Raw genomic sequence first — 23,221 nt, forward strand, 5'->3', positions numbered from 1 at the left:
CTCACATCTAGCTTCATGAAAAAAACGTTCTCCCTCCCCTTCCCCAACCTCCTCGCCACCGCCGGCCTCCTCTGTCTGGCCACGGTCGCCTCCGCTCAAGAAGGCGGTGCTCCCGCAGCCGCACCCGAGTCGCACTCGATCATCCAGCTCATCTGGCATGGTGGCCCGCTCACCGTCGGCATCTGGATTTGTCTCATTCTAACCTCTGTGACGATGGTTACTTTCATCGTTCAAAACATCCTTTTCCTGCGCAATGAAAAGCTCGCGCCGCCTCCCCTTCTTGATTCCCTGCGCCAGACGCTTTCCTCGGGAAACTATCAGGAAGCATGGGAAATCTGCCGCGCCAATAGCTCCTACATCGCCAACGTCCTGCGCGCCGGCCTTGAGCGCCTCGGCCGTGGCAAGGAAGCCGTCCAGGAAGGTCTCGCCGAGCACGGTCTGCGCGAAGCCCAGATTCTCCGCACCCGGAACAGCTACCTCTCCGTCATCGGCGTCGTCTCGCCCATGATCGGTCTGCTCGGCACCGTCATCGGCATGATGCGCGCCTTCGCCACCTTGGCCTCCAGTGGTATCAAAAACCCAAGCGCACTCGCTGCGAACATCTCCGAGGTGTTGCTCGCCACTGCCAGCGGTCTCTTCATCGCCATTCCGGCGTTCGTCACCTACTACATTTTCCGCAACCGCGCCCAGATGGTCATTGTTCACGCGGACGACAAGATCAACGAGCTCGTCTCCGACATTCCCTACGAAGAACTGGCCGGCGTCCGCATCGGGGAAAACTTCAGCGCTGGCGTCGCCGGTGTCGGCAGCAGCGCTTCGGGCGAATCCCGCAAAGTCTCCATGGCTCTCACGACCAACTGCCCCGTTTGCAACGGTGCCGTCACTCCCGGCGTGAATCCCTGCCCGCATTGCGGCGCCACTTTGCAGTGGACTTAGACTGAACTCAGCCGCCTCCCCCAGAGTATGTCGCACACGAGTGTCATCAAAGGAGCCGTCCGGGTCATGCCCGAGGAAGATCCGGAGTTTCAGATCGCCCCGATGATCGACATCCTGCTCGTGCTCCTAGTGTTTTTCATGTCGATCAGCTCGACCCAAGTCTTGCAGTCGAATGATCAGGTCCAGTTGCCGGTTGCCGCCAAGGCCAAGGACCCAAAGGAAGGAGGGGACTCTGGCACCGCCATTCTCAACGTCCTCTGGGTGCCGCTCGGCAACGCGGGCCAGATTCAATACAACGAGGTCACCGTCAACGACGCCAACGCCATTATCGGACCGTTGCAGGATTCCATTTCCAAGAATCCGAAATTGCGCGTCATCATCCGTGCCGACCGGCGCGCGCCTTACAGCTTCATCCGGCCCCTGCTCGTTGCCGTCGGCCGGGCGGGTGCGATCAATATCACATTTTCGGTCATCAACAAAGACGACGAAAAATGAGGAGGACACTCTAACATGGCTGGATCAGTAGGTTCCGAGGATGGCGACGTCGGATTTCAAATCGCGCCAATGGTCGATGTGGTGTTCGTGCTTTTGCTCTTTTTTATGGCAATGGCCGGCACGCAAAAGACCGAGCTGGAGCTCTCCATCAATCTCCCTGGCGGGGGAAAAGCTTCGAGCGGCCCGCCTCCGACTCCGATCATTATCGACATCAACCAGGACGATTCCATCGTCGTGAACGGCAAAACATTTGATTCGCCAACCACCAAGAATCTGGTCCAACTCCAAGCTTGGCTAAGCGAGACGATCAAGATGTTCGGCAGCAAAGACCCGGTGATTATTCGGCCTTCGATGGAGACTCAGCAGGAACGGATTATCGACGTGCTTAACGCCGCCGCCGCCGCCAAGGTCACGAATCTCAGCTTCGGCTAGGTAATTTATTCCTCCGGACGATCCTCGGCGATAATTTTTTCGTAGAGGCAAAAGAAGCAGACCGGAATGAAACTCGACGCGAGTTTCAGCACGGTGCCAAAACCAGCGGTCATTTGCCAGGTGTCGAACTGTGGATTGGTCTGCAGCATCCCGATACCGATGAAACCCGCGAGCTGCACCGGCACGTAAACGAAGAGGCACAACCCGAGGATTTGCCAGCCACGATCAGTAGTCAGTTTGGCGCTGCGCCGCAAAGCCGCCACACCCCATTCGCCCTCAGTCATCACCACCGTGACGGCGAGACTGAGCCGAATCCCGATCACCACGGACGGCAGAAGAAAAATCAGCCGCATCTGCCAGGTGCCAATCGGCAGGAAAAACAAGGCCGACACCATCACGACCAGGCAATTCGTCAATAAATTCGTCCAGCAGAGTTGCAGCCAGTGGCTCACGGCCACACCAAAGCATTCTAGGAAACCGGCGCGCCGTCCCATGCGATCCACGAAGAGCGCGTGCAGGACACCAGCGGCGATCACACTGCCAAAAACCAGATCGATCAACAGGCCCGTCTGCAAACCGGCCACGAAGTTTTTCCGGTCGAAGACGTTGTAGGCCAGATAGCTCGACAGCATCTGGCCGACGAGCCCAATGCTCAGGACGAGCCCGAGAATAACGCCGAAAACTTTGCAGTAGAGCCGAAGTGCGGAGCCCAGAAGGTCGTTCATGGGACTTCCATTTGACTCTTACTGGGACGCGTTTGAGGCGTTGACGAGCTGGCGCAGGACAAAGGGCAGGATGCCGCCGTGGCGGTAATAATCTACCTCGATCGGCGTGTCGATGCGCAGTTTGACGGGCACTTCCACCTTGCGTCCATCGGCGTAAGTAATGCCAAGCGAGAGCATTTGCAACGGCACGATCTGGTCGTTCAACCCGATGACGTCGTAGATTTCGCCGCCGGTGAGGCCGAGGGTTTGCGCGTTCGTCCCTTCGATAAATTGCAGCGGGAGCACGCCCATTCCGACCAAGTTCGAGCGGTGAATGCGCTCGTAGCTTTGCGTGACGACGACTTTGACGCCCAGCAAGGCGGTGCCTTTCGCGGCCCAGTCGCGGCTGGAGCCGGTGCCGTATTCCTGACCCGCGATGACGATGAGCGGCGTGCCCTCGGCTTTGTATTGCACGCTGGCGTCGTAGATGGAGAGCTGCTCGCCGTCGGGAAAATGTTTCGTCACGCCGCCCTCGATGCCCGGCACCATCAGGTTCTTGATCCGCACATTCGCAAACGTCCCGCGGACCATCACGCGATCATTGCCGCGGCGACTTCCATAGCTATTGAAGTCCACTGGGTCCACTCCGCTCTGGACGAGAAATTTTCCTGCCGGACTCGCGGCCTTGAACGCACCGGCGGGCGAAATGTGGTCGGTCGTCACGGAATCGCCGAAGATGCCGAGCGGGCGCGCACCCTGAATTTCCTGAATCGTGCCTGGCTCGAGTTGGAAGTCGGTGAAGAACGGCGGCTCCTGGATGTAGGTGCTCTCGGCGTCCCATTGATAGATCTCGCCAACGGACGACGGGATCTCGTTCCATTTTGGATTTTGCTCGGAGAAACCAGTGTAAAGCCGTTGGAAAACCTCGGGCTTGAGCGCGCCCTGCATGGTTTCGCGAATTTCTTTCAACGATGGCCAGATGTCTTTCAGGAAGACCGGAGTTCCATGCGTATCGGTGCCGAGCGGCTCGGTGGTGAGGTCAATATCGACGCGTCCGGCAATGGCAAACGCGACCACGAGCGGCGGCGACATGAGGAAGTTGGCCTTGATGTTTTGATGGACACGCGCCTCAAAATTGCGGTTGCCGGAGAGGACGCTGGCGGCGACGAGGTCGTTCTTGGTGATCGTTTCCTCGATGGCCGCATTGAGCGGGCCGGAGTTGCCGATGCAGGTGGTGCAGCCGTAGCCGACGACTTGGAAACCGAGCTGGTCGAGATACGGCTGGAGCCCGGATTTGTTGAGATAATCCGTGACGACTCGGGAGCCGGGGGCGAGCGAGCTTTTCACCGAAGGATCGACCGTAAGTCCGCGCTCGACGGCTTTTTTCGCGAGCAAACCCGCGCCGAGCATCACGCTGGGGTTGCTGGTATTGGTGCAACTCGTGATCGCCGCGATGAGCACGCTGCCGTGGCCGATGGCGGTGTCCTGGATCGGAGCGGAAACGTCGATGAGGTCTTCGGCGGGCGTCTGCGTCGGGCGGTTGGAAGTCATTTCCAAAACGTGACGCGGCGTGCCCTCCTGCAAATGTTCCTCGGGTTTTTTCGCGTCGGTGGAAAGCAAGTCGGGCGTGTTTTGCACCGGAGTTCCATTCATATGGACGGCGATGCGGGCCGAAGTGTCGGCGTCAGGTTTGCCGTAACCACCGTCGAGCGAGGATTTGTGCAGGAGCTTGGTGAAGGCGCTGCCGAGGTCGGGGAGATTAATATGATCCTGCGGGCGACGCGGGCCGGCGACTCCGGGAACGACGGTCGCGAGGTCCAGCTCGACATCGACGCTGTAATCGATCTCGCCCTTTTTCGGCATGCCGAAGAGCCCCTGCGCCTTGAAATAATTCTCAAACGCCGCCACCTGTGCCTCGGTGCGTCCGGTGGCTTTGAGATATTCGACGGACTCCGAATCCACGGGGAAAAAGCCCATCGTCGCGCCGTATTCGGGAGCCATGTTGGCGATGGTTGCGCGGTCGGTCAGCGGCAGCGTCTCCGCGCCTTCGCCGTAGAACTCGACAAACTTCCCGACGACCTTTTTCGCCCGCAACATTTGCGTGACATGCAGCGCCAAGTCAGTCGCGGTGACACCTTCGCTGAGCCGCCCGGTGAGATGCACGCCGACGACTTCGGGCGTGAGAAAATACACAGGCTGCCCGAGCATTCCGGCCTCGGCCTCGATGCCGCCCACGCCCCAGCCGACGATGCCGAGACCATTGATCATGGTCGTGTGCGAATCGGTGCCGACGAGGGTGTCGGGATAGAAAATAGTCTGCCCATCGAGCGTGGTTGAGAGCACGCCTTTCGCGAGATATTCCAGGTTCACCTGATGCACGATGCCGATGCCGGGAGGCACCACGCCGAAGGTTTCAAATGCCTGCTGGCCCCATTTCAAGAGCTGGTAACGCTCGCGATTGCGTTGGAACTCGATCGCCATGTTTAGGTCCAGCGCCTGCTGCGAACCGGCGTAATCGACCTGCACCGAGTGATCCACCACGAGATCAACCGGCACCAGCGGCTCGATGATTTTCGGCTGGCCACCAAGCCGGGCCACGGCGCTGCGCATCGCCGCCAGATCGACGAGCAGCGGCACACCGGTGAAATCCTGCAAAACGATGCGTGCGACGACGAAGGGGATTTCCTCTTCCACCGGCGTTTTCGCGTTCCAGTTGGAGAGCGTGACCACGTCCTTCCAGGCCACTTTTTTCCCGTCGCAGTTTCGCAACACCGATTCGAGCACGATCCGAATGCTCACCGGCAGCCGGGAGATAGGGCCCACACCCATTTCCTCGAGGGCAGGCAGGGAAAAATAGGCCGCCGAAGCGTCGGAGCCGGTGGAAAATTGGCGGAGCGTATCGAGTGGCGTAGGCATCGCACTTACATGGCGAAAAGCGCCCGGTCCGTCAAGAATGGTTCCTGCGAATGACGAACGTAGTCCCTCCAGATTCCTCCCTCAGCCGCCGATCCGGCAATTATCGATCAGCCGCGTCTGGCCAAAAAACACGGCGGCGGCGATCAGACTGCCACTCGTCACTTGGGATTGCGGCTCCAGCGTGTCGGCGTCCACCAGGCTCACGTAATCGATGCGGCCCCCGGCTTTTTCGATGGCGCGGGTGACACGTCCGAGGATTTTCTTCGCGCTGATTTCTCCCTCACTCGCCTCTGTTTTTGCTGCGAGCAAACTCCGGCGAATGACCGGCGCGGCGGCGCGCTCCAACGGAGTTAGATAGCGATTGCGCGAGCTGAGGGCGAGCCCGTCGGCCTCGCGCACCGTGGGCAACCCGACGATTTTCACGGGGAAATCGAGGTCGCGCACCATGCGGCGTGTGATGGCGAGTTGCTGGTAATCCTTTTCGCCAAAGACCGCGATCTGCGGCTGGAGCAGGTGAAATAATTTCCCCACCACGGTGCAAACGCCGCGAAAATGCCCCGGCCGCGACGCTCCGCAAAGACTGGTGCTGAGACTCGATTCGTCGATAAAGACGCTGTGATCGGCGGCATAGAGCGTCTCCGGCGCAAACACCAGATCGACGCCCTCCGCTTTGCAAATGGCGAGGTCCGCCCGGCGCGGGCGCGGGTATTTCGCGAGGTCCTCCTTCGGCCCAAACTGGATCGGATTCACGAAAATACTCACCATCACCGAGCCCTTTTTCCCTGCCAGCCCCCGCGCCCTTTTCAAGAGCGCGATGTGACCCGCATGAAGCGCCCCCATCGTCGGCACGAGCACCCGCAGAGACGGGAGTTGCATAGCACTCTGAAGAGCAGAAGTCGGAGACGAAAGAACGCGCATCTTGCGATCATTGCCGGAGCCGAATGGCCCGTCAAATCTTCAGAAAAGCAGCTAGACACAGGAATGAGGGAAAGCTGGACGCTATTTCTTTTGTCCATATTTTCACGAAACGTCTCTCCACACTTCCATGTCCAAACTCATCTGCATCGTGCTCGTCCTGCTATCGTTTATCGCAGGTGCGATCGGCGACTCTCCCATTCCGCCATCCGAGGACCAGATTATCAAATCGCCGAATGCAAAGTTTGAAGCCTCGATCACTCTCGAACCGCCACAGACCACCGTGTTTGATGTGTCGGGCGCTGGTCAACGTCAGCTACTGTGGTCGAAGCCAGGGTTTCACCGCATCGCCTTCCTGGCAGACGATGGCCGGCACCTGATTACGGTGTATGGCGGGGCCAACCTCATTCCGCTCGATTATTCGCCGGGCCTTGTGCTGTTGGAGTTCTTCGATGGACCCAAGCTGGTTCGCAGGGTCACTGTTTCTGAGATCATGCCCGACTTATCCAAGCTCGAAAGAAGCGTGTCGCACTACGCTTGGGGAAATAGATGGGGCTTGGACTCGGAAGGTTATTTCAATGTCGAGACAGTCGATTTACGGCGGCTTAAGTTTGATGTCTCGTCTGGAAAAATAGTCATCACAGAATCACACCCATAAAATTCACGTGGGCTACATTGCCACCCAAAAACTCTGTGGCCTCCGTTGTCCCCGGTGGCTAATAATTTCCCGATGATCGATTGCGCCACGCGTTTGCTAGAACTCCTCGGGCCGGAAAAGGCGTCCGCCGATCCGCAGGTGCTGGCCGAGCACGCGGGCGACAAATGGTTTGCCTCCACCGTGCCCGAGGTGGTGGTGTTTGCCAGCGAAACGGCGGACGTGGCGACGGTGATGCAGTTTGCCTCGACCCACGGAATTCCGGTGACGCCGCGCGGTTCAGGCTACGGCTATGTGGGCGGTTGCGTGCCGGTGAAAAAAGGCATCGTTCTCTCATTGGCCCGCATGAATCGCATCCTGGAAATCCATTTCAACGACGGCGTGGCGGTCGTACAATCGGGGGTGATTACAGGCGAGTTACAGTCGGCTGTGCGCGCCGTCGGCCTGTATTATCCGCCCGATCCGGCGAGCTTGAAGGAGTGCAGCATCGGCGGAAACATCGCCACGAATGCCGGTGGTCCGCGCTGCCTGAAATACGGCGTCACGCGTTCCTATCTGCTCGGGCTGGAAGTGGTTTTGCCGAATGGAAACGTTGTGCGCTGCGGTGGGCGCACCCATAAAAACAAGACCGGCTTCGATCTCATCGGCCTCTTTACCGGCTCCGAGGGAATGCTCGGAGTCGTCACGGAGGCGACGCTCCGTTTGCTCCCGCTGCCACCAGCGAGGGCATCGTTATCAGCCAGTTTTGCGAGCGCTCCAGCGGCGGCGGCGGCGGTGCAGGCGGTGTTTCATGGCGGATTTCTCCCAGCTGCACTGGAGGTGGCGGATGCCTTTACTCTCGACGCCGCCCGCAAATACCTCGGTCGCGGCCTCGTTCCTGACGGCCAGGCCCATCTCCTGATCGACCTCGACGGGCAGCACGATTCCGTGGCCAGCGAGGCGGAGTCGCTGCGTCAGATTCTGCAAAAATCCGGCGCTCTCTCGCTGCAAACCGCCGTCGGCGAGGAAGATTGCGAGAAGCTCTGGGACTTGCGCCGCGGCTTCTCTTTTTCCCTACGCGCGACGGGTTTGATCAAGCTCAACGAGGATGTCGTCGTCCCGCGCGGACGCCTCGTGGATATGTTCGCCTTCGGCGCGCATTTGCAGGAGAAATACGGCTTTCCCGTGGCCTGTTTTGGACACGCTGGCGATGGAAATATCCACGTCAACATCATGTGTCCCGACTACGAAAAGCCGGAAGTTCGCGCCCTCGCCGAGACCGCGCTGGACGAGCTTTTTACCCAAGTCCTCGCGTGGGGCGGCGTGATCACGGGCGAGCACGGCGTCGGACTCGCCAAGAAACGCTGGTGGCCGCAGGCGGTGAGCGAAAACACGGACGAGTTGCATCGCATTCTAAAAAAAGCCCTCGATCCGCAAGGGATTCTCAATCCGGGAAAGTTTCTCGGTTGAATCGTTGCCGGTGGCACAATTTCTGCAACCATCTTTTGCAATGTTCCACTTTTTCACAGTCATCCAGCCATGAGCGTCCCGTCCTGCCGCTTTTGCCACGCGCCACTTTCGACCCGGTTCGTCGATCTCGGATTGTCGCCACTCTGCCAGAACATCATCCCACTGGAGGACGCCAGCAAACCCGAGGCGTTCTACCCGCTGGACGTCTTCGTCTGCGGCAGTTGCAAGCTCGTGCAGCTCGATGAATTTGTTAGTCCGTCGGAAATTTTCACCGAATACGCCTACTTCTCCAGCTACTCCGACAGCCTCGTCGCGCACGCTAAAAAATATGTGGAGTCCATGGTCACGCGCCTCGGCTTGACTAGCAACGATCTGGCCGTGGAAATCGCCAGCAATGACGGCTATCTTCTCCAGCATTTCCTGCCGCTCGGCATTCCCGTGACCGGCATCGAACCCGCTAAAAATGTCGGCGCTGTCGCCCGCGAGAAAGGCATTCCTGTCGTGCACAAATTCATGGGCGTGGAGACCGCGACACAGTTTCTAGCAGAACGCGGAGCCGCCAGCCTCCTCATCGGCAACAACGTTCTCGCGCACGTGCCTAACATCAATGACTTCGTTGAGGGTATGCGCATTTTGCTAGCGCCCGGCGGCACAATCACGATGGAGTTTCCCCACCTCCTGCGTTTGATCGAGGGCAACCAGTTCGACACGATTTATCACGAGCACTTTTCCTATCTGTCGCTGATCGCGGTCGAAAAAATCTTCGCCGCCCACGGGCTCACCATCTTCGATGTCGATGAGCTAAAAATCCACGGGGGTTCCATTCGAATCTACGCGCAGCATACTAACATAGCTCCCAAGCTAACATCGGGCCTGCTCAAAGTGCGCGCCGACGAGGCCACCGCTGGCTTCGACACCATGGCGGCTTACAGCGATTTTGGCGAACGCGTGAAGCTCACGAAAAACCGCATTCTCTCGAAACTGATCGAACTCAAATCTCAGGGGAAAACCATTGTCGGTTACGGCGCGCCCGGCAAAGGGAATACCTTGCTTAACTTCTGCGGCATTCGCACTGACTACCTCGACTACACCGTGGATCGAAATGTTTACAAACAAGGCAAACTCCTTCCCGGCAGCCGCATTCCAGTCAATCCGGTTGAGAAGATTTCCGAGACGAAACCAGACTACGTTTTCATCCTGCCCTGGAATCTCACCAAGGAAATCACGGGCCAGCTCAGTTACATCCGCGAATGGGGCGGAAAGTTCATTGTTCCCATTCCTGAAGTTAGTATTCTAGATTAGAACCAACATCATGAAAGTCGTCTTATTTTGCGGTGGAATGGGAATGCGAATGCGCGAAGCTTCAGAAGCTTTGCCCAAGCCGTTGGTGACTATCGGCGACCGCCCGATACTTCTCCACCTCATGAAATATTATGCGCACCACGGGCATAAGGATTTTATTCTCTGCCTTGGTTACAAGGGAGAAGCGATCAAGGATTTCTTCCTCAACTATAACGAGAAGCTGGCCAACGATTTTACTCTCGCGAATGGCCGCTCCGAAGTCACGCTGCTCAACAACGAAATGAAAGACTGGACGATCAGCTTCGTGAATACCGGGCTGAATTCCAACATCGGAATGCGACTCAAATCGGTAGAGAAATATCTCAATGGCGACGAAGAATTTCTAGCCAACTACGCCGATGGTCTGGCCGACGTGCCGTTGCCGCAAGTGATCGGCGATTTCCATAAGCACGACAAGATCGCCAGCTTTGTTAGCATTCGCCCCAAGCAAACTTTCCACGTCGTGGAGAGCCAAGAGGATGGCACGGTGCGTTGTATCGAGGAAATGGGCAACTCCGGCATCTGGATCAATGGCGGATTCTTTGTTTTCAAGCGCGAGATTTTTAACTACATCAAGGAAGGCGACGAACTAGTCAACGAACCATTCCAGAGATTGATTTCGGAGAACCAGTTGCATACTTATCAGCACAATGGGTTCTGGGCGTGCATGGATACTTTTAAGGAGAAGCAGCAGTTTGAGGATCTCTATGCGCGAGGTCACATGCCCTGGGCCGTCTGGCAGGAATAAATCGTTATGCTGACCTTTAAGCCCACCCAAGTTCCGCGTCAGATTTTATTGTTAGGAGCACACTCCGACGACATAGAGATTGGTTGCGGCGGAACTGTGTTGCAGCTCGTCGAGAAGTATCCCGATGCGCTTTTTATTTGGGTGGTGATTTGTTCCAATGAAGAACGCGCGAAGGAAGCTCATGCAAGCGCCGAAGCGTTTCTAGGCAAGGATGTCTTGCGCGATATTAGGATTTTTTCTTTCCGCGATGGGTTTCTTCCATGGCTGGGCATGGAAGTGAAGGAGACTTTTGAGAAGATCAAGATCGATACTGCGCCGGACTTGATCTTCACCCATTCGCGAGAGGATCGACATCAAGATCACCGCACACTTTGCGAACTCACCTGGAATACTTGGCGCGATCATTCAATCTTTGAATACGAGATTCCCAAGTATGATGGCGACCTTGGTCAGCCTAACACTTTTGTCTCTTTGAGTGCGAAGCAAGCGACGTTGAAAGTGAATTACTTGATGGAGTTTTTTGGTACACAACGAAGCAAGCGCTGGTTTACTCCAGAGACTTTTCAAGCCATGATGCGGCTGCGCGGAATCGAGGCTGGATCGGAAATGGCGGAGGCGTTTTACACCCGGAAGTTTTTGATTAGCTAGAACGCGTCCAGAGATCGGAGTGCATCATTCCCCAATCGGATGTAACTCGACTAAAAAGTTGGAACCCTACATTTTCTAACATCGCGTCTGGCTTGACTAACTGCCTCGCCTGAACACCGGCGAGATTACGAAAAAGGAGGTAGGCGCCACGCAACATCACGCGGGCGCGAAGTCGGGCTAGACCGCACTCAGGCTCGCAGAAATCGGTGATGAGCCAGCGCGAGTTAGAAGTCGCGGCAGACGCAAGTTTCATTGTAATCAGACGAAGTGTTTCCTCGGGAAAACAATCCAGAAAAAAGTGCGTCACGATAAGATCGTAGCCCGGTTCCTCGGGTGCCCATGTTAGCAAGTTTTCGCATACGAATCTTACTCTACCCTCATCTCCACCAGCCTTCTTCCAACTGGCGGCGGCGCGTTGCAGCATCGCGGGCGATTCGTCGATAACAGTGAAACTCGCCTCTGGAAGTGCTCTGGCGCAGGCGGCGAGGAAACTTCCATTTCCCTCACCGGCGATGAGCACACGACGAGCATCGGCGACGGACGACAGATGCGCCACGCGGGCCCTCTGCATACGGGAGCCGGTCGAGAGGAGTTCGATGAGACCGTAAAAGGAGGCGATTCGATTGAAATTCACGCCGCCGACTCGCTTGGGAAAAAGTGGTTACCGCGCATGGATTCGAACCATGAATAAAGCCTCCAAAGGGCTCTGTGTTACCGTTACACCACGCGGCAGTGGAGCCAACAGAATAAATTCAAACCCACCGTTTGCAAGCTGACAGAGAGGAAAAAATCTCTGTGCCCCCGCGTCCTCTGTGGCTAAATTCCCCTTCCCATGCCTGCCCATCTCGTAGCTGAAAACCTCCGTCGCTCGTTTAAGATCGGGGCGCGCAAGATCGACGTTCTGCGCGGTATCTCGCTGGAGATCGAGCGCGGCGAATCCGTCTTCCTCGTCGGCGCATCGGGCGCGGGAAAAACCACCTTGCTCTACACCCTGGCTGGGTTGGAGCGTCCTGAAGCTGGCACGGTCGCGCTCGACGGCACGCCGCTCTACAAGGGTAGCGAATCCGCCCTGGCCCAGCTCAGAAACGAAAAAATGGGCTTCGTTTTCCAGAGCTATTTTCTGCTGCCCGAGCTGACTGCACTGGAAAACGTCCTTGTTCCAGCCATGATCCTCGGCACGGCACGCCAGGCTGCCGCCCAGGAACGCGCCATTTCCCTGCTCGAAACCGTGGGCCTCGCCGACCGGCACGCGCATTTGCCGACCGAGCTTTCCGGCGGCGAACAGCAGCGCGTGGCCATCGCCCGCGCCCTCATCAACGACCCCGGCATCCTCTTCGCCGACGAGCCGACGGGCAATCTCGACTCCTCCACCGGCGGCGGAATCATGGATTTACTGCTTGCCCTCGTCCGCGAACGCGCCAAAACATTAGTAGTCGTCACCCATGACGCGCGGCTCGCAGCCCTCGGCGATCGTCGGCTCGAAGTGGTCGATGGCCTGCTGCAATCCTAAGACCATTTCGGACAATCCATCGCAACTCCCATGAAAATCTATCTCGACGGCCAGTTTCTCGATCAGGAAAACGCCAAAATCTCCGTGTTCGACCACGGCCTGCTCTACGGCGACGGCGTTTTCGAGGGCATCCGCTTTTATAATGGACGCGTCTTCCGCCTGGACGAACACATCGACCGCTTGTTCGATTCTGCCCGCGCGATCCTGTTGACGATTCCCGAGAGCCGCGAGGAACTCATCGAGCACACGCTGGAAACCATTCGCCAAAACGGCCTCCGCGACGGCTACATTCGGCTCGTAGTCACCCGTGGCGTCGGCAGTCTCGGGCTAAGCCCGAGCCTTTGTCCGAAAGCCAGCCTCTTCATCATCAGCGCCGCGATCAGCCTTTACCCTGCCGAGGCGTATGAAAAAGGATTGATCGTCGTGACCACTTCCACTCGCCGGATTGGCTCCGCCTCACTGCCGCCGACGGTGAAATCGCTCAATTACCTGAACAACATCCTCGCCAAGATCGAGGCCAACCAGGCTGGCGCGGGCGAGGGCCTGATGCTGAACGAGCAGGGCTACGTCGCCGAATGCACCGGAGACAACATTTTTGCGATCAAGAACGGAAAAATCATCACCCCGGCAGCCAGTGCGGGCGCGCTCTGCGGCATCACACGGCAGGCGGCGATCGAAATTTGCGGCGAGTTTGATATCACTGTCACCGAGCCACAAATGACGCGTTATGACCTCTACACGGCGGACGAAATTTTCCTTACGGGCACGGCGGCCGAGGTCATTCCCGTGATCAAGCTGGACTCGCGCCCCATTGGCGACGGCACTCCGGGCCCGATCACGAAGCGACTCATCACGCGTTTCCGCGAATTGGCCAATTCGACTGGAACTCCGATCTATGCGTAGTCGCTGAGGCGATATTCAGAACCGATGGAACGCTATTCTGTGTCGCTTTGACGCTATTTCGAGTGGATGCAGCGATATTCCGAGCTGATTTCGCTTAAATCGGAGGCGTCGAGTCGGGATCTTTCGATAAATATGGAACCGAAAACGCATTTTTTCCTTACCCCGGCGCAAAATTTTCCCTAATCAGGTCGGCATGGCCGAATCCACTACCTTCACTTCCGAAATCGACATGTCCGTTGATGGGCTGAAAAAGCTCATCCAAAGCCAGCTTAAGTTTGCCTTGGCCCGCGATAAAAGCACCGCCTCGACCCGCGATTGGTGGCTCGCCACGTCGAAGGCCGTCCAGCGGGTGATCATCGAGCGCATGATCGCCACGCAAGCGAAGCATCACGAGGTGAACACCCGGCGGCTGTATTATTTCTCGCTGGAGTTTTTGATGGGACGTCTTTTCTCAAACAGCCTCTACAGCGCGGGCATTTTCGACGAGGTCGAGTCGGCTTTGAAAGAAATGGGACTCGATACGGAAATGTTGCGCCACGAGGAATACGATATGGCGCTGGGCAATGGCGGCTTGGGACGGCTCGCGGCCTGCTTTCTGGACTCGCTGGCCACACTCGATCTGCCGGCCATCGGCTACGGCATTCATTATCAATATGGCCTCTTCAAGCAGGAATTCCGTAACGGACACCAGGTTGAATTGCCCGATGCGTGGCTGAAATTTGGCACGCCTTGGGAGATCATGCGGCCCGAGCACACGAACGAGATCGAGATCTACGGGCACGTGGAAAACGTTTTCGATGACTTTGGCAACTACACGCCGAAGTGGACGGCCACGAAAAAGTTGATGGGCGTGCCGTATGACATTCCGATCCCTGGTTTTGGGACGAATACGGTGAATTACCTGCGTCTCTGGGAGTCGAGGGCATCGTCGGAGTTCGATTTCGAGGCGTTTAACCGGAGCAGTTACGATGAGGCGGTGCGCGATAAGAATGCGAGTGAGACCATATCCAAAGTTCTCTATCCAAATGACAAAACCGAGAGCGGCAAGGAGTTGCGTCTGGCGCAGCAGTATTTCTTCGTCGCGTGCTCGTTGAAGGATATTTTCCGCCGCTACGCCAAGGATAACAAGGGCTGGGACACATTCCCGGACAAGGTGGCTATCCAACTCAACGACACGCACCCGGCGGTGGCAATCGTGGAATTGATGCGCATTTTCCACGACGACCACAAGATGCCTTGGGAAAAGGCGTGGGGCTTGGTCACGCGGACGTTTGCCTACACGAATCACACCCTGCTGCCCGAGGCGCTGGAGAAATGGAGTGTGCCGTTGTTTGAGAAAGTGCTGCCGCGCCACTTGCAGATTATCTTCGAGATCAACAAGCGGTTCATGGTCGATCTGGAGGAGAAATGGCCAGGCGACAGTCACAAAAAGCGCATCCTTTCGATCATCGAAGAAGGCCACACCCAGATGGTGCGGATGGCGCATTTGTCGGTGGTCGGCAGCTATTCGGTGAATGGCGTGGCGGCATTGCACACGCAGTTGTTGAAGAGTGATTTGTTTCCGGAGTTCGATGCGCTTTACCCGAAGAAGTTTAACAACAAGACGAACGGCATCACGCCGCGCCGGTGGTTGCTAGCCTGCAATCCGCGTCTGAGCCAGCTCATCACATCGAAGATTGGTTCCGGCTGGGAACGCCATCTGGACAAGCTCCGGGAGTTGGAGCCGTATGCGGGCGATGCGCAGTTTCAGAAAGATTTCATGGCCGTGAAGCACGCCAACAAAATCGATCTGGCCAAGATTATTCACCAGACCTGCGGAGTCGTGGTCAACCCGTCTGCTTTGTTTGACGTGCAGATCAAGCGGTTGCACGAATACAAGCGCCAGCATCTGAACTTGCTGCACATTCTCGCGCTCTATCGGCGGCTGTTGCAAAATCCCGATCTCGACATCGTGCCACGCGTCTTCATTTTCGCTGCGAAGGCCGCGCCGGGTTACGACCTCGCGAAGTGCATTATCAAGGCGATCAATTCCGTCGGAGCGCACATCAATGCGGACAAGCGGATCAAGGACAAGCTGAAGGTCGTTTTCCTGCCGAACTACCGCGTCTCGCTCGCACAGCGGATCGTTCCGGCAGCCGATCTTTCCGAGCAAATCTCCACTGCCGGCAAGGAGGCCAGCGGCACGGGAAATATGAAGCTCTCGCTCAACGGCGCGCTCACCATCGGCACGCTCGACGGCGCGAATGTGGAGATTCGCGAGGAAGTCGGCGCGGAGAATTTCTTCCTCTTCGGCATGACTACCGAGGAAGTCGCTGCGCTTTGGAAGAAAGGCTATCGCCCGCACGAGTATTACAGCGGCGATGAAGAGCTGAAAGCCGTTGTCGATTGGATCGGCTCGAATTTCTTCACTCCAGACGAACCCGGCGCATTGACCATGTTGAGCGAGAATCTGATCCACAGCGATCCGTTCCTTTGCCTGCCCGATTTTGCGAGTTACAGCGACTGCCAGAAAAAGGTGGATGAGGCCTTCAAAGACAAGTCGGACTGGGCGCGCATGGCGATCCTGAATACGGCGCGAATGGGAAAATTTAGCAGCGACCGCACGATTGCCGAATACGCCGACGACATCTGGAAGCTGAAACCCGTGACAGTGTAAGTCGGCTGAGCGCAGGGAAATCAGTTGAACATTCCCCCGCTTCAACGACTCTACCATCACTGATGACCGCCAAACTGGGACAACTCGCGAAAGCATTCGTCGTCCTGCTCTGCCTGATTTCCTGGCTGGAGATCACCAACCATTGCGCGCTGGCGTCCCTCGCATCGACTCCTCACGAGGCTGAAAGCTGCTGCACCAAGTCGGAGAAAAAACAGCCCGCCAGCACCGCCTGCTGCCAAACGCTTCAGACTACGGAGCAAGCCAGCATTTCCGTGCCGCTGCAATCAGTCGTTCCACTGCCGGACGTGATGTTCAGCTTTATCGACCTCATTCTTCCCGTGGCGGACGAGACACTCGCCGGCCGCATCCACATGGGCGATCCGCCGGGAGTTAGGCTCGCATCTTGTCTCGATCTGGAGCGTTGCCATCCGGCCTTCGCTCCCCCGTATTTCAGCTAACGACCTCCTCTCGTTCTCACGAGATTTTCAGGTCGTTATTGCCTTCATCGCCACGCCACTTGAGCGCTGCGCATCCCTTTGGATTCTGCGTCCTGTGCGCATATCCAGCCATCCCAACAAGAAACAAATATCAAACTATGAACATCACCAAACTCATCCTCAGTCTCGCTTCACTGGCCGTAGTCACCAGCAGCGCCTCGCTTCGTGCGGAGGAACCACCCGCCAGTTACCCGCTCACCAAGTGCGTCGTCTCCGACGAAAAACTCGGCGAGCATGGGAAACCCGTCAAAGTTACCCAAGACGGCATCGACGTCTATCTCTGCTGCAAAATGTGCAAGAAAGACTTCGCCAAAAATCCGGGCAAATACACCAAGATGGTGACGGAAGCTGCCGCCGCGAAGAAATAAATAGCCTCCGGCGGTGTGCCAGCTCAGACACGCCGCCGGTCACCTTACCCATCTATGAAAAAGCTCACTCTGATTCGCGTTTTACTCGCCTGTATTTTGATCGTTGGCTGGAACGTAGGCTGTCAGAAGACGAGCCCGGCCAGCCCGCCCAACACCCAGAAAGTCTCTCACTACCAATGCAGCATGCATCCGTGGATACGCTCCGATCATCCAGGCAAATGCACTATTTGCGGAATGGACTTGGTTCCTGTGTTTGCCAATCAGTCCCAACCGAAGAAAACCAATTTCGTCATGCTCCCTGAAGGCGCGCCACAGGCGAGTTCCATTCGAACGGCGGAAGTTCGGCGGCAGAAGCTGATTCGCACGTTGCGATTCGCTGGAACCATCGAAGACAATGATTCGCGGCACCGGATTTTGAGTGCCTACACCGGCGGCAGAATTGAGAAATTATTCGTCAACTACGAAGGAGCCGAAGTCGAGGAGGGCCAGCCGCTCGCCTTGTTTTACAGCCGCGAATTACTCTCCGCCGCACGCGAATACGCCCTGAGTCGCAAGCAAAACAACAACCCCATTGCTTCTGTTGGTGCCACCCGCCTGCAACAATTGGGTCTCACTCAGCAACAGATCGCCAAGATTCCAGAACGTGCGGAAAACGATCTCTATTTTGAAATTCTTGCCCCGATTACCGGCACCGTCGTTAAGCGCGCAGCTTATGAGGGTCAGTATGTCCAGGAAGGCGAAAAGCTGATGGAGATCGCCGATTTTTCCACGATGTGGCTCCAGTTTCAGGCGTATGAACAGGATCTGCCGCTGTTGAAAGTAGGGCAAAAAGTGGAGGTCACCCTGTCTTCACTTCCGAGTAAAACACTGGAAGCACCGATCATTTTCATCAATCCCAACCTGGATAACACGACCCGCAGCGCCATGGTCCGGGTGGAGGTGGCCAATCCGCAGCGCGAGCTTTTGCACAAGACCTACGCCGAGGTTCGAGTTACAGCGGAATCTCCCGAAATGCTGACCGTTCCCCGCAGCGCTGTTTTGTGGTCAGGCAAACAGCCACGTGTGTATGTAGAAAAATCTGTCGGCAACTACGAGCCGCGTGCCGTCACCCTCGGCCAGCCCGGCGACGAAGCATGGGAAGTGATGGAAGGCTTAAGTGAGGGCGAACACGTTGTAGTGAGCGGCAACATGCTCATCGACGGTCAGGCGCAGATGGATCGTCTGGGCGATTCAGTTCCTCAGGACGAGCGTCATTCTTATCTGGCCGGAGTCGTTGCCCTGAGTGAGGCATTGGCTGCGGACGACTTGCAACGTTATCGAATAGCCCTCACGAAACTGCCCGCCGCGCCGGCTGGTTTCTCCAAAAAGGCTCCCGAGCCTGGCAACGATCTGGAAACAACCCGCCAGCACTTTCAGCCCTTCAGCGAAACGGTGGTGGCTGCTGCCCAAAAGATTCGTCGCGACATTCCCAACCTGAAAATTTTTAGCTGCCCCATGAGCAATCAGGCTGCGGATGGTGTGCCGAAAAATGCCCGATGGGTGCAGCTCTCACCTGCAATCCATAATCCTTACCTCGGAAAAGAAATGCTCAATTGCGGCGAGGAAGTGCCATGATCGAACGGATAATCCATTGGTCTCTGCGGAACCGCTTTCTCGTTGTTTGCGGGGCGTTGTTTCTGGTGGCATTTGGCATCTACTCGATTGTGCACACACCAGTCGATGCGATCCCCGATTTAAGCGAGAACCAAGTCATTGTCTTCGCTGACTGGACAGGCCGGAGTCCCACCGAAGTGGAGGATCAGGTGACTTATCCGCTCTCGGTTAATCTCCAAGGTCTGGCGGGTGTGAAAACAGTCCGGGCCAATTCGATGTTTGGCTTTTCTTTAATCACCGTCGTATTCGACGATTCGGTGGATAATTATTTCGCCCGATCACGGGTGCTCGAACGCCTAAATTATCTCGGCAACATCCTGCCGTCGGGTGTTGAGGCGCGCCTCGGACCAGACGCCACAGGACTCGGCTGGATCTACCAATACTATCTCGACGTCGATCCGAAACCCGCGCCGAACGGCTACGACCTCGGTGAGCTGCGTTCCGTCCAGGATTGGTTTGTGCGATATCAATTGAACTCAGTTCCGGGCGTCGCCGAGGTCGGCAGCATTGGTGGTTTTGTTCGTCAGTATCAGATCGAAGTGGACTCGCAAAAGATGCGTGCCACGGGCGTTTCACTAGCCATGGTTATGGAGGCCGTGGGACAGAGCAACCTCAATGTCGGGGGCAAAACCATCGAAGAAAATGGCATGGAATTCATCGTGCGCGGAGTCGGTCTCGTGCGAAACACAGCCGACTTGGAGAACACTGTGCTGCTCGCTCGCGAAGGAACACCGGTTTATTTGAAGGATGTCGCTCGTGTTGAAATGGGCGGCGATTTCCGGCGCGGGACTCTCGATGTCAACGGACATGAAGTCGTTGGCGGAACAGTGGTCATGCGCACCGGGGAGAACGCCCATGAGGTCATCAAGCGCGTGAAAGAAAAGATTGCGCAGATTTCCCCCAGCCTGCCGCCGGGTGTAACGATTCGGTCGTTCTACGATCGCAGCGAATTGATCGACCGCACCATCGAAACGCTCAAGCACGCGCTTACCGAAGAAGTCATATTGGTCACGCTGGCGCACATCATTTTCTTGTTTCACTTCCGCAGTATCTTGATCGTCACGATCCCATTGCCGCTTTCGATTTTGATCTCTTTCATCCTGATGAAGGAGTTTGGAATCACTTCAAACATCATGTCGCTTTCCGGCATCGCCATTGCCATCGGCGTGCTGGTCGATGCCGCGATTGTGCTCACGGAAAATGTCCTCCGCCATGCCGAACGAGCCGAAACCGAAAAGGGCAGCCAGCTCACTCCCGCAGAAACATTTGAAGTCGTCCTCGCTGCATCCGCGCAGGTCGGACGCCCGATCTTTTTTACAATGGCGATCATCATCCTGGCCTTCGTTCCGGTCTTCGCGCTAGGCGGACAGGAAGGAAAAATGTTTCATCCGCTGGCCTTCACCAAGACCTTTGCCATGATCGGCTCGACTTTGCTGGCAGTCACCATCGTGCCGGTGCTGTGCACATGGCTGGTGCGCGGCCCATTCCATTCGGAGGATCGTAATTTTGTCATGCGGTTCCTGCTACGCCTTTACGATCCCTGCCTGGATTTCGCCCTGACTCATCGCAAAACCGTTCTCGCTCTCGCCGCCTGTCTCCTGGCAACCGCCTGTCTCGTCGCATTTGGATTACCAGATACAATCCACCGGCATCTCACCGGCATCCCCATTTTGGATCGGGTTACGGCCGGGATCGGGCAGGAATTTATGCCGCCGCTGAATGAGGGCAGCCTGCTTTTCATGCCCACGTTTGTTCCAGCCACGTCGCTCACAGAAGTAAAGCGCGCGATGAACTGGCAGGATCGCGTGATTAAGGAAACTCCGGAAGTGCTCTCGGTTGCCGGCAAACTCGGCCGTGCCGACACGGCCACCGATCCGGCTCCCACAGAAATGATTGAGACGACCATCATGCTCAAGCCTCAATCCGAGTGGCGGCCAGGTCTGACCAAACAAAAGCTGATCGACGAACTTTCCGCCAAGATGCGTCTCGTGCCCGGCGCGGCTCCGGGTTTTCTCCAGCCGATTGAAAATCGCGTGCTCATGATTTCCACCGGCATTCGTGCGCAACTCGGCGTGAAAATTCTGGGGGACAATCTCGACGCGTTGCAGGCGAAGGCGTTCGAGGTGCAGCGCATCGTCGAGCAAGTCAGCGGTGCCACGGGCGTCGCGCCGAGCCGCGTTCAAGGGAAACCTTTCATTGAAATTGAAGTCAACCGCACGGCCATGGCCCGGTTCGGCTTGCGTGCGCAGGATGTTCTGGAAACGGTCGAGGCCGGTCTGGGCGGCAAGACGGTTTCCACTGCCATCGACGGTCGGGCTCGGATTCCTATTCAAGTGCGACTCGAACGTAGTGAGCGCGAGGATATCACCCGGCTGCGCGATGTGCTGGTGACGTCGCCCAACGGCCAGGTCATTCCGCTAGGGCAAGTTGCGGAGATCCGGCGCGTGGAGGGTCCGAACGAGATTGCCAGCGAAAATGGACGCCTGCGCGTATTCGTTCAGGCGAACGTTACCGGACGCGACTTGGGGAGTTTTGTCAGCGAGGTGAAGTCGCGCATCGACCAGGAAATCATTCCCCATCTCGCGAAGGGGATGACCGTGGAATACAGCGGAGAATTTGAGAGTCAGATCCGAGCCGCAAAGACTTTGCGCGTGATCGTTCCCGCAGTGCTCTTCATTATTTTCCTGCTGCTCTACATGGTTTATCACAATGCAAAGGAAGCGGCACACGTCATCCTGGCCGTGCCGTTTGCGTTGAGCGGCGGCGTGTTTTTGCAATATGCCAAGGGCTACAACTTCAGCGTCGCAGTCTGGGTGGGTTACATCGCGCTCTTCGGAACGGCGATCCAGACCGGAGTCGTGATGGTCGTTTATTTGGAGGAGGCTGTGGCCACTCGCATGAAAAAACTCGAAGCCGCATTCAGTCAGCGCGATCTCGTGGATGCGATCAAGGAAGGCGCGCGGCTCCGGCTCCGTCCAAAAGTGATGACTGTGGCCACGATCGTCGCGAGTCTGCTACCGATCATGTGGAGCACGCGAACCGGCTCGGAAGTGATGAAGCCGCTGGCCACACCAGTGATTGGCGGAATGGTTTCGAGCCTGCTCCACATCCTGATCGTCACCCCGGCGATCTTTCTCTGGCTGCGCACGAGGGAAATGAAACTCACATGAAAATTTTTCTGCTCAGCTTCTTTGCGGTGGCTTCCCTGCAGGCAGCAAGCTTCACGCCGGAGACGGCGGCGGTCTATGCGCTACAGCACAATCCTGATTTAGCAGCGGCCAGAACCCTGATTGCCGAGGCCGAGGGACGCCTCATCCAGGCAGGTCTATGGAGCAATCCTGAGTTTGAGGCGAATGCCGATGTGGGGGTGAGCGATCGCACGATCAGCGCCGGACTCAGCCAGAAATTTCCCCTCGCCGGACGCCTTGGGCAAGCCCGCGCTGTGGCCCGGGTGGATGTCGCCATGGCCGTGGCGGAGTTCCACAATCAGCAACGACTTCTCGCCGGCAACGTCCTCACCCAGGCCCGCGCCATTCTCCTCCTGGACAAACGGATCGCCGTCCATGGGAGTCAGATCGCACTCCTGGATCGCATTTTGGAGCAGACGACGGCGCTGGCTTCCGCTGGCACGGGCGACACCAACGACATCGGCGTGGTGCAATTGGAAAAGACCACGCTCGGCTTGCAGCGACAGGCGCAAATCGTCGCCCGCGACAGCTCGCACGATGCCTTGCGCGGCCTGATGGGATTGCAACCAGGGACACCAATGGAGATCACCGGTGCGTTGCCAGCCTTGCCTAAAAGCTTCGCTGTCGCACCCGAACGTCCCGACTTGCAACTAGCTCTTCTCCAATCCGACAAATCCCAAGCGGAGCAGCGGCTGGCTCGCTTGGAGAAATGGGAAGACCTCACCGTTGGCTTGGGAGTCAGCCGTCAGCGCGAGGATGGGATGTCGGAGAACATGGCGCAGCTCAAGTTTTCCCTGCCGCTGCCGGTCTGGAATCGCAATCAAGGTCGCATCGCGGAGACCCAGGCTGCTGGTGAACGCGCCCAAACCCAAATCACCGCGCGACAGCTCGCCATCTCCACCGAGATCCGCGAGGCGCAAACCCGCGCGACGGGTCTGGCGGAGATTTTGCGTCAGCTCGATGGCACCGCGCAAGCGCAGGCCCGGCAGAACACGGAACGCATCCAGCAAAGCGTCGCCTCGGGCACCGGCACCTTTGTTTCCATCTACGAAAGCCGACGCCAGCACCTCACCCTAGCCCTCACTTCGCTGGAGACAGAAATGCAACTCGTCTCTGCTCTGACCGATTGGGAAACTCGCACGGGTCATTTCCCAGCCGGGGTCCGGGCCGCCTTAAAACCGTGACTCCAGTGGCTCATCATACGTTC

The 23,221-nt window shown here is 57.2% G+C and carries 20 protein-coding genes and 1 tRNA gene; 16 read left to right on the forward strand and 5 right to left on the reverse strand.

Going from position 1 to position 23,221, the window contains the following annotated elements; translation table 11 throughout:
• The first annotated feature begins 15 nt into the window (after positions 1–15).
• From ABIT76_01580 to ABIT76_01590, 3 genes are read left to right on the forward strand one after another with little or no spacing between them, the layout of a single operon-like run.
• Entirely contained in the window at positions 16–936 is a 921-nt protein-coding gene (locus ABIT76_01580) for a MotA/TolQ/ExbB proton channel family protein (GenBank protein ID MEO7931827.1), read from the forward strand.
• Positions 937–963: 27 nt separating this feature from the next.
• On the forward strand, positions 964–1,431 hold the full coding sequence (locus ABIT76_01585) for a biopolymer transporter ExbD (GenBank protein MEO7931828.1): 468 nt from the start codon (positions 964–966) through the stop codon (positions 1,429–1,431).
• 15 nt (positions 1,432–1,446) lie between these two features.
• Positions 1,447–1,863: a biopolymer transporter ExbD gene (locus ABIT76_01590; GenBank protein MEO7931829.1), complete on the forward strand. Its 417-nt coding sequence runs from the start codon at positions 1,447–1,449 to the stop codon at positions 1,861–1,863.
• A gap of 5 nt (positions 1,864–1,868) precedes the next feature.
• Here the strand turns inward: ABIT76_01590 and ABIT76_01595 are convergent, their stop codons facing one another.
• The 3 genes from ABIT76_01595 to panC all read right to left on the reverse strand — a co-directional run bounded on the left by ABIT76_01595 (position 1,869) and on the right by panC (position 6,401).
• On the reverse strand, positions 1,869–2,588 hold the full coding sequence (locus ABIT76_01595) for a hypothetical protein (protein ID MEO7931830.1): 720 nt from the start codon (positions 2,586–2,588) through the stop codon (positions 1,869–1,871).
• Positions 2,589–2,606: 18 nt separating this feature from the next.
• Complete coding sequence (locus ABIT76_01600) at positions 2,607–5,483, reverse strand: aconitate hydratase (GenBank protein ID MEO7931831.1); 2,877 nt, start codon at positions 5,481–5,483, stop codon at positions 2,607–2,609.
• Positions 5,484–5,564: 81 nt separating this feature from the next.
• Positions 5,565–6,401 (reverse strand): pantoate--beta-alanine ligase, encoded by an 837-nt coding sequence (gene panC, locus ABIT76_01605; protein MEO7931832.1) that lies wholly within the window; start codon positions 6,399–6,401, stop codon positions 5,565–5,567.
• A gap of 127 nt (positions 6,402–6,528) precedes the next feature.
• On the opposite strand from panC, the gene ABIT76_01610 reads away from it, so the two are divergent.
• From ABIT76_01610 to ABIT76_01630, 5 genes are all read left to right on the forward strand, one after another.
• The gene (locus tag ABIT76_01610) at positions 6,529–7,056 is read left to right on the forward strand and encodes a hypothetical protein (GenBank protein ID MEO7931833.1); all 528 of its coding nucleotides are present in this window, start codon (positions 6,529–6,531) and stop codon (positions 7,054–7,056) included.
• A gap of 72 nt (positions 7,057–7,128) precedes the next feature.
• Positions 7,129–8,502: an FAD-linked oxidase C-terminal domain-containing protein gene (locus ABIT76_01615; GenBank protein ID MEO7931834.1), complete on the forward strand. Its 1,374-nt coding sequence runs from the start codon at positions 7,129–7,131 to the stop codon at positions 8,500–8,502.
• 69 nt (positions 8,503–8,571) lie between these two features.
• Positions 8,572–9,804, forward strand: coding sequence for a class I SAM-dependent methyltransferase (locus ABIT76_01620; GenBank protein MEO7931835.1), 1,233 nt, complete (start codon positions 8,572–8,574; stop codon positions 9,802–9,804).
• A gap of 10 nt (positions 9,805–9,814) precedes the next feature.
• Positions 9,815–10,591 carry a sugar phosphate nucleotidyltransferase gene (locus ABIT76_01625; protein MEO7931836.1) on the forward strand — a complete coding sequence of 259 codons (777 nt, stop codon included), beginning with the start codon at positions 9,815–9,817 and terminating at the stop codon, positions 10,589–10,591.
• Positions 10,592–10,597: 6 nt separating this feature from the next.
• Positions 10,598–11,239, forward strand: coding sequence for a PIG-L deacetylase family protein (locus ABIT76_01630; GenBank protein ID MEO7931837.1), 642 nt, complete (start codon positions 10,598–10,600; stop codon positions 11,237–11,239).
• Here the strand turns inward: ABIT76_01630 and ABIT76_01635 are convergent.
• Both ABIT76_01635 and ABIT76_01640 read right to left on the reverse strand, forming a co-directional pair.
• The gene (locus ABIT76_01635) at positions 11,232–11,873 is read right to left on the reverse strand and encodes a class I SAM-dependent methyltransferase (GenBank protein MEO7931838.1); all 642 of its coding nucleotides are present in this window, start codon (positions 11,871–11,873) and stop codon (positions 11,232–11,234) included. The two genes, ABIT76_01630 and ABIT76_01635, sit on opposite strands and share 8 nt — an antisense overlap.
• A gap of 24 nt (positions 11,874–11,897) precedes the next feature.
• A tRNA-Gln gene (locus ABIT76_01640) sits at positions 11,898–11,971 on the reverse strand.
• Between the two features lie 100 nt (positions 11,972–12,071).
• On the opposite strand from ABIT76_01640, the gene ABIT76_01645 reads away from it, so the two are divergent.
• The 8 genes from ABIT76_01645 to ABIT76_01680 all read left to right on the forward strand — a co-directional run bounded on the left by ABIT76_01645 (position 12,072) and on the right by ABIT76_01680 (position 23,198).
• A complete protein-coding gene (locus ABIT76_01645; GenBank protein MEO7931839.1) occupies positions 12,072–12,749 on the forward strand; it encodes an ABC transporter ATP-binding protein in 678 nt (225 codons plus the stop codon).
• 30 nt (positions 12,750–12,779) lie between these two features.
• Entirely contained in the window at positions 12,780–13,652 is an 873-nt protein-coding gene (gene ilvE, locus ABIT76_01650; GenBank protein MEO7931840.1) for a branched-chain-amino-acid transaminase, read from the forward strand.
• Positions 13,653–13,845: 193 nt separating this feature from the next.
• A complete protein-coding gene (locus ABIT76_01655; protein MEO7931841.1) occupies positions 13,846–16,308 on the forward strand; it encodes a glycogen/starch/alpha-glucan phosphorylase in 2,463 nt (820 codons plus the stop codon).
• A gap of 62 nt (positions 16,309–16,370) precedes the next feature.
• A complete protein-coding gene (locus tag ABIT76_01660) occupies positions 16,371–16,766 on the forward strand; it encodes a hypothetical protein (protein MEO7931842.1) in 396 nt (131 codons plus the stop codon).
• Positions 16,767–16,903: 137 nt separating this feature from the next.
• Positions 16,904–17,173 carry a hypothetical protein gene (locus ABIT76_01665; GenBank protein MEO7931843.1) on the forward strand — a complete coding sequence of 90 codons (270 nt, stop codon included), beginning with the start codon at positions 16,904–16,906 and terminating at the stop codon, positions 17,171–17,173.
• 54 nt (positions 17,174–17,227) lie between these two features.
• Positions 17,228–18,787, forward strand: coding sequence for an efflux RND transporter periplasmic adaptor subunit (locus ABIT76_01670; GenBank protein MEO7931844.1), 1,560 nt, complete (start codon positions 17,228–17,230; stop codon positions 18,785–18,787).
• Positions 18,784–21,996: a CusA/CzcA family heavy metal efflux RND transporter gene (locus tag ABIT76_01675; protein ID MEO7931845.1), complete on the forward strand. Its 3,213-nt coding sequence runs from the start codon at positions 18,784–18,786 to the stop codon at positions 21,994–21,996. Before ABIT76_01670 ends, ABIT76_01675 begins: the two co-directional genes overlap by 4 nt.
• Positions 21,993–23,198: a TolC family protein gene (locus tag ABIT76_01680; GenBank protein ID MEO7931846.1), complete on the forward strand. Its 1,206-nt coding sequence runs from the start codon at positions 21,993–21,995 to the stop codon at positions 23,196–23,198. The genes ABIT76_01675 and ABIT76_01680 overlap by 4 nt, the downstream gene beginning before the upstream one ends.
• Positions 23,199–23,221 lie beyond the last annotated feature (23 nt).

This window comes from Chthoniobacterales bacterium, from assembly GCA_039930045.1.
Lineage (GTDB): Bacteria > Verrucomicrobiota > Verrucomicrobiia > Chthoniobacterales > DASVRZ01 > DASVRZ01.

What these genes read in the sequence shown, in the direction of transcription:
- ABIT76_01580 (MEO7931827.1), top strand. Translation starts at nt 16, where the DNA reads ATGAAAAAAACGTTCTCCCTCCCCTTCCCCAACCTCCTCGCCACCGCC.
- ABIT76_01585 (MEO7931828.1), top strand. Translation starts at nt 964, where the DNA reads ATGTCGCACACGAGTGTCATCAAAGGAGCCGTCCGGGTCATGCCCGAG.
- ABIT76_01590 (MEO7931829.1), top strand. Translation starts at nt 1,447, where the DNA reads ATGGCTGGATCAGTAGGTTCCGAGGATGGCGACGTCGGATTTCAAATC.
- ABIT76_01595 (MEO7931830.1), bottom strand. Translation starts at nt 2,588, where the DNA reads ATGAACGACCTTCTGGGCTCCGCACTTCGGCTCTACTGCAAAGTTTTC.
- ABIT76_01600 (MEO7931831.1), bottom strand. Translation starts at nt 5,483, where the DNA reads ATGCCTACGCCACTCGATACGCTCCGCCAATTTTCCACCGGCTCCGAC.
- panC (MEO7931832.1), bottom strand. Translation starts at nt 6,401, where the DNA reads ATGCGCGTTCTTTCGTCTCCGACTTCTGCTCTTCAGAGTGCTATGCAA.
- ABIT76_01610 (MEO7931833.1), top strand. Translation starts at nt 6,529, where the DNA reads ATGTCCAAACTCATCTGCATCGTGCTCGTCCTGCTATCGTTTATCGCA.
- ABIT76_01615 (MEO7931834.1), top strand. Translation starts at nt 7,129, where the DNA reads ATGATCGATTGCGCCACGCGTTTGCTAGAACTCCTCGGGCCGGAAAAG.
- ABIT76_01620 (MEO7931835.1), top strand. Translation starts at nt 8,572, where the DNA reads ATGAGCGTCCCGTCCTGCCGCTTTTGCCACGCGCCACTTTCGACCCGG.
- ABIT76_01625 (MEO7931836.1), top strand. Translation starts at nt 9,815, where the DNA reads ATGAAAGTCGTCTTATTTTGCGGTGGAATGGGAATGCGAATGCGCGAA.
- ABIT76_01630 (MEO7931837.1), top strand. Translation starts at nt 10,598, where the DNA reads ATGCTGACCTTTAAGCCCACCCAAGTTCCGCGTCAGATTTTATTGTTA.
- ABIT76_01645 (MEO7931839.1), top strand. Translation starts at nt 12,072, where the DNA reads ATGCCTGCCCATCTCGTAGCTGAAAACCTCCGTCGCTCGTTTAAGATC.
- ilvE (MEO7931840.1), top strand. Translation starts at nt 12,780, where the DNA reads ATGAAAATCTATCTCGACGGCCAGTTTCTCGATCAGGAAAACGCCAAA.
- ABIT76_01655 (MEO7931841.1), top strand. Translation starts at nt 13,846, where the DNA reads ATGGCCGAATCCACTACCTTCACTTCCGAAATCGACATGTCCGTTGAT.
- ABIT76_01660 (MEO7931842.1), top strand. Translation starts at nt 16,371, where the DNA reads ATGACCGCCAAACTGGGACAACTCGCGAAAGCATTCGTCGTCCTGCTC.
- ABIT76_01665 (MEO7931843.1), top strand. Translation starts at nt 16,904, where the DNA reads ATGAACATCACCAAACTCATCCTCAGTCTCGCTTCACTGGCCGTAGTC.
- ABIT76_01670 (MEO7931844.1), top strand. Translation starts at nt 17,228, where the DNA reads ATGAAAAAGCTCACTCTGATTCGCGTTTTACTCGCCTGTATTTTGATC.
- ABIT76_01675 (MEO7931845.1), top strand. Translation starts at nt 18,784, where the DNA reads ATGATCGAACGGATAATCCATTGGTCTCTGCGGAACCGCTTTCTCGTT.
- ABIT76_01680 (MEO7931846.1), top strand. Translation starts at nt 21,993, where the DNA reads ATGAAAATTTTTCTGCTCAGCTTCTTTGCGGTGGCTTCCCTGCAGGCA.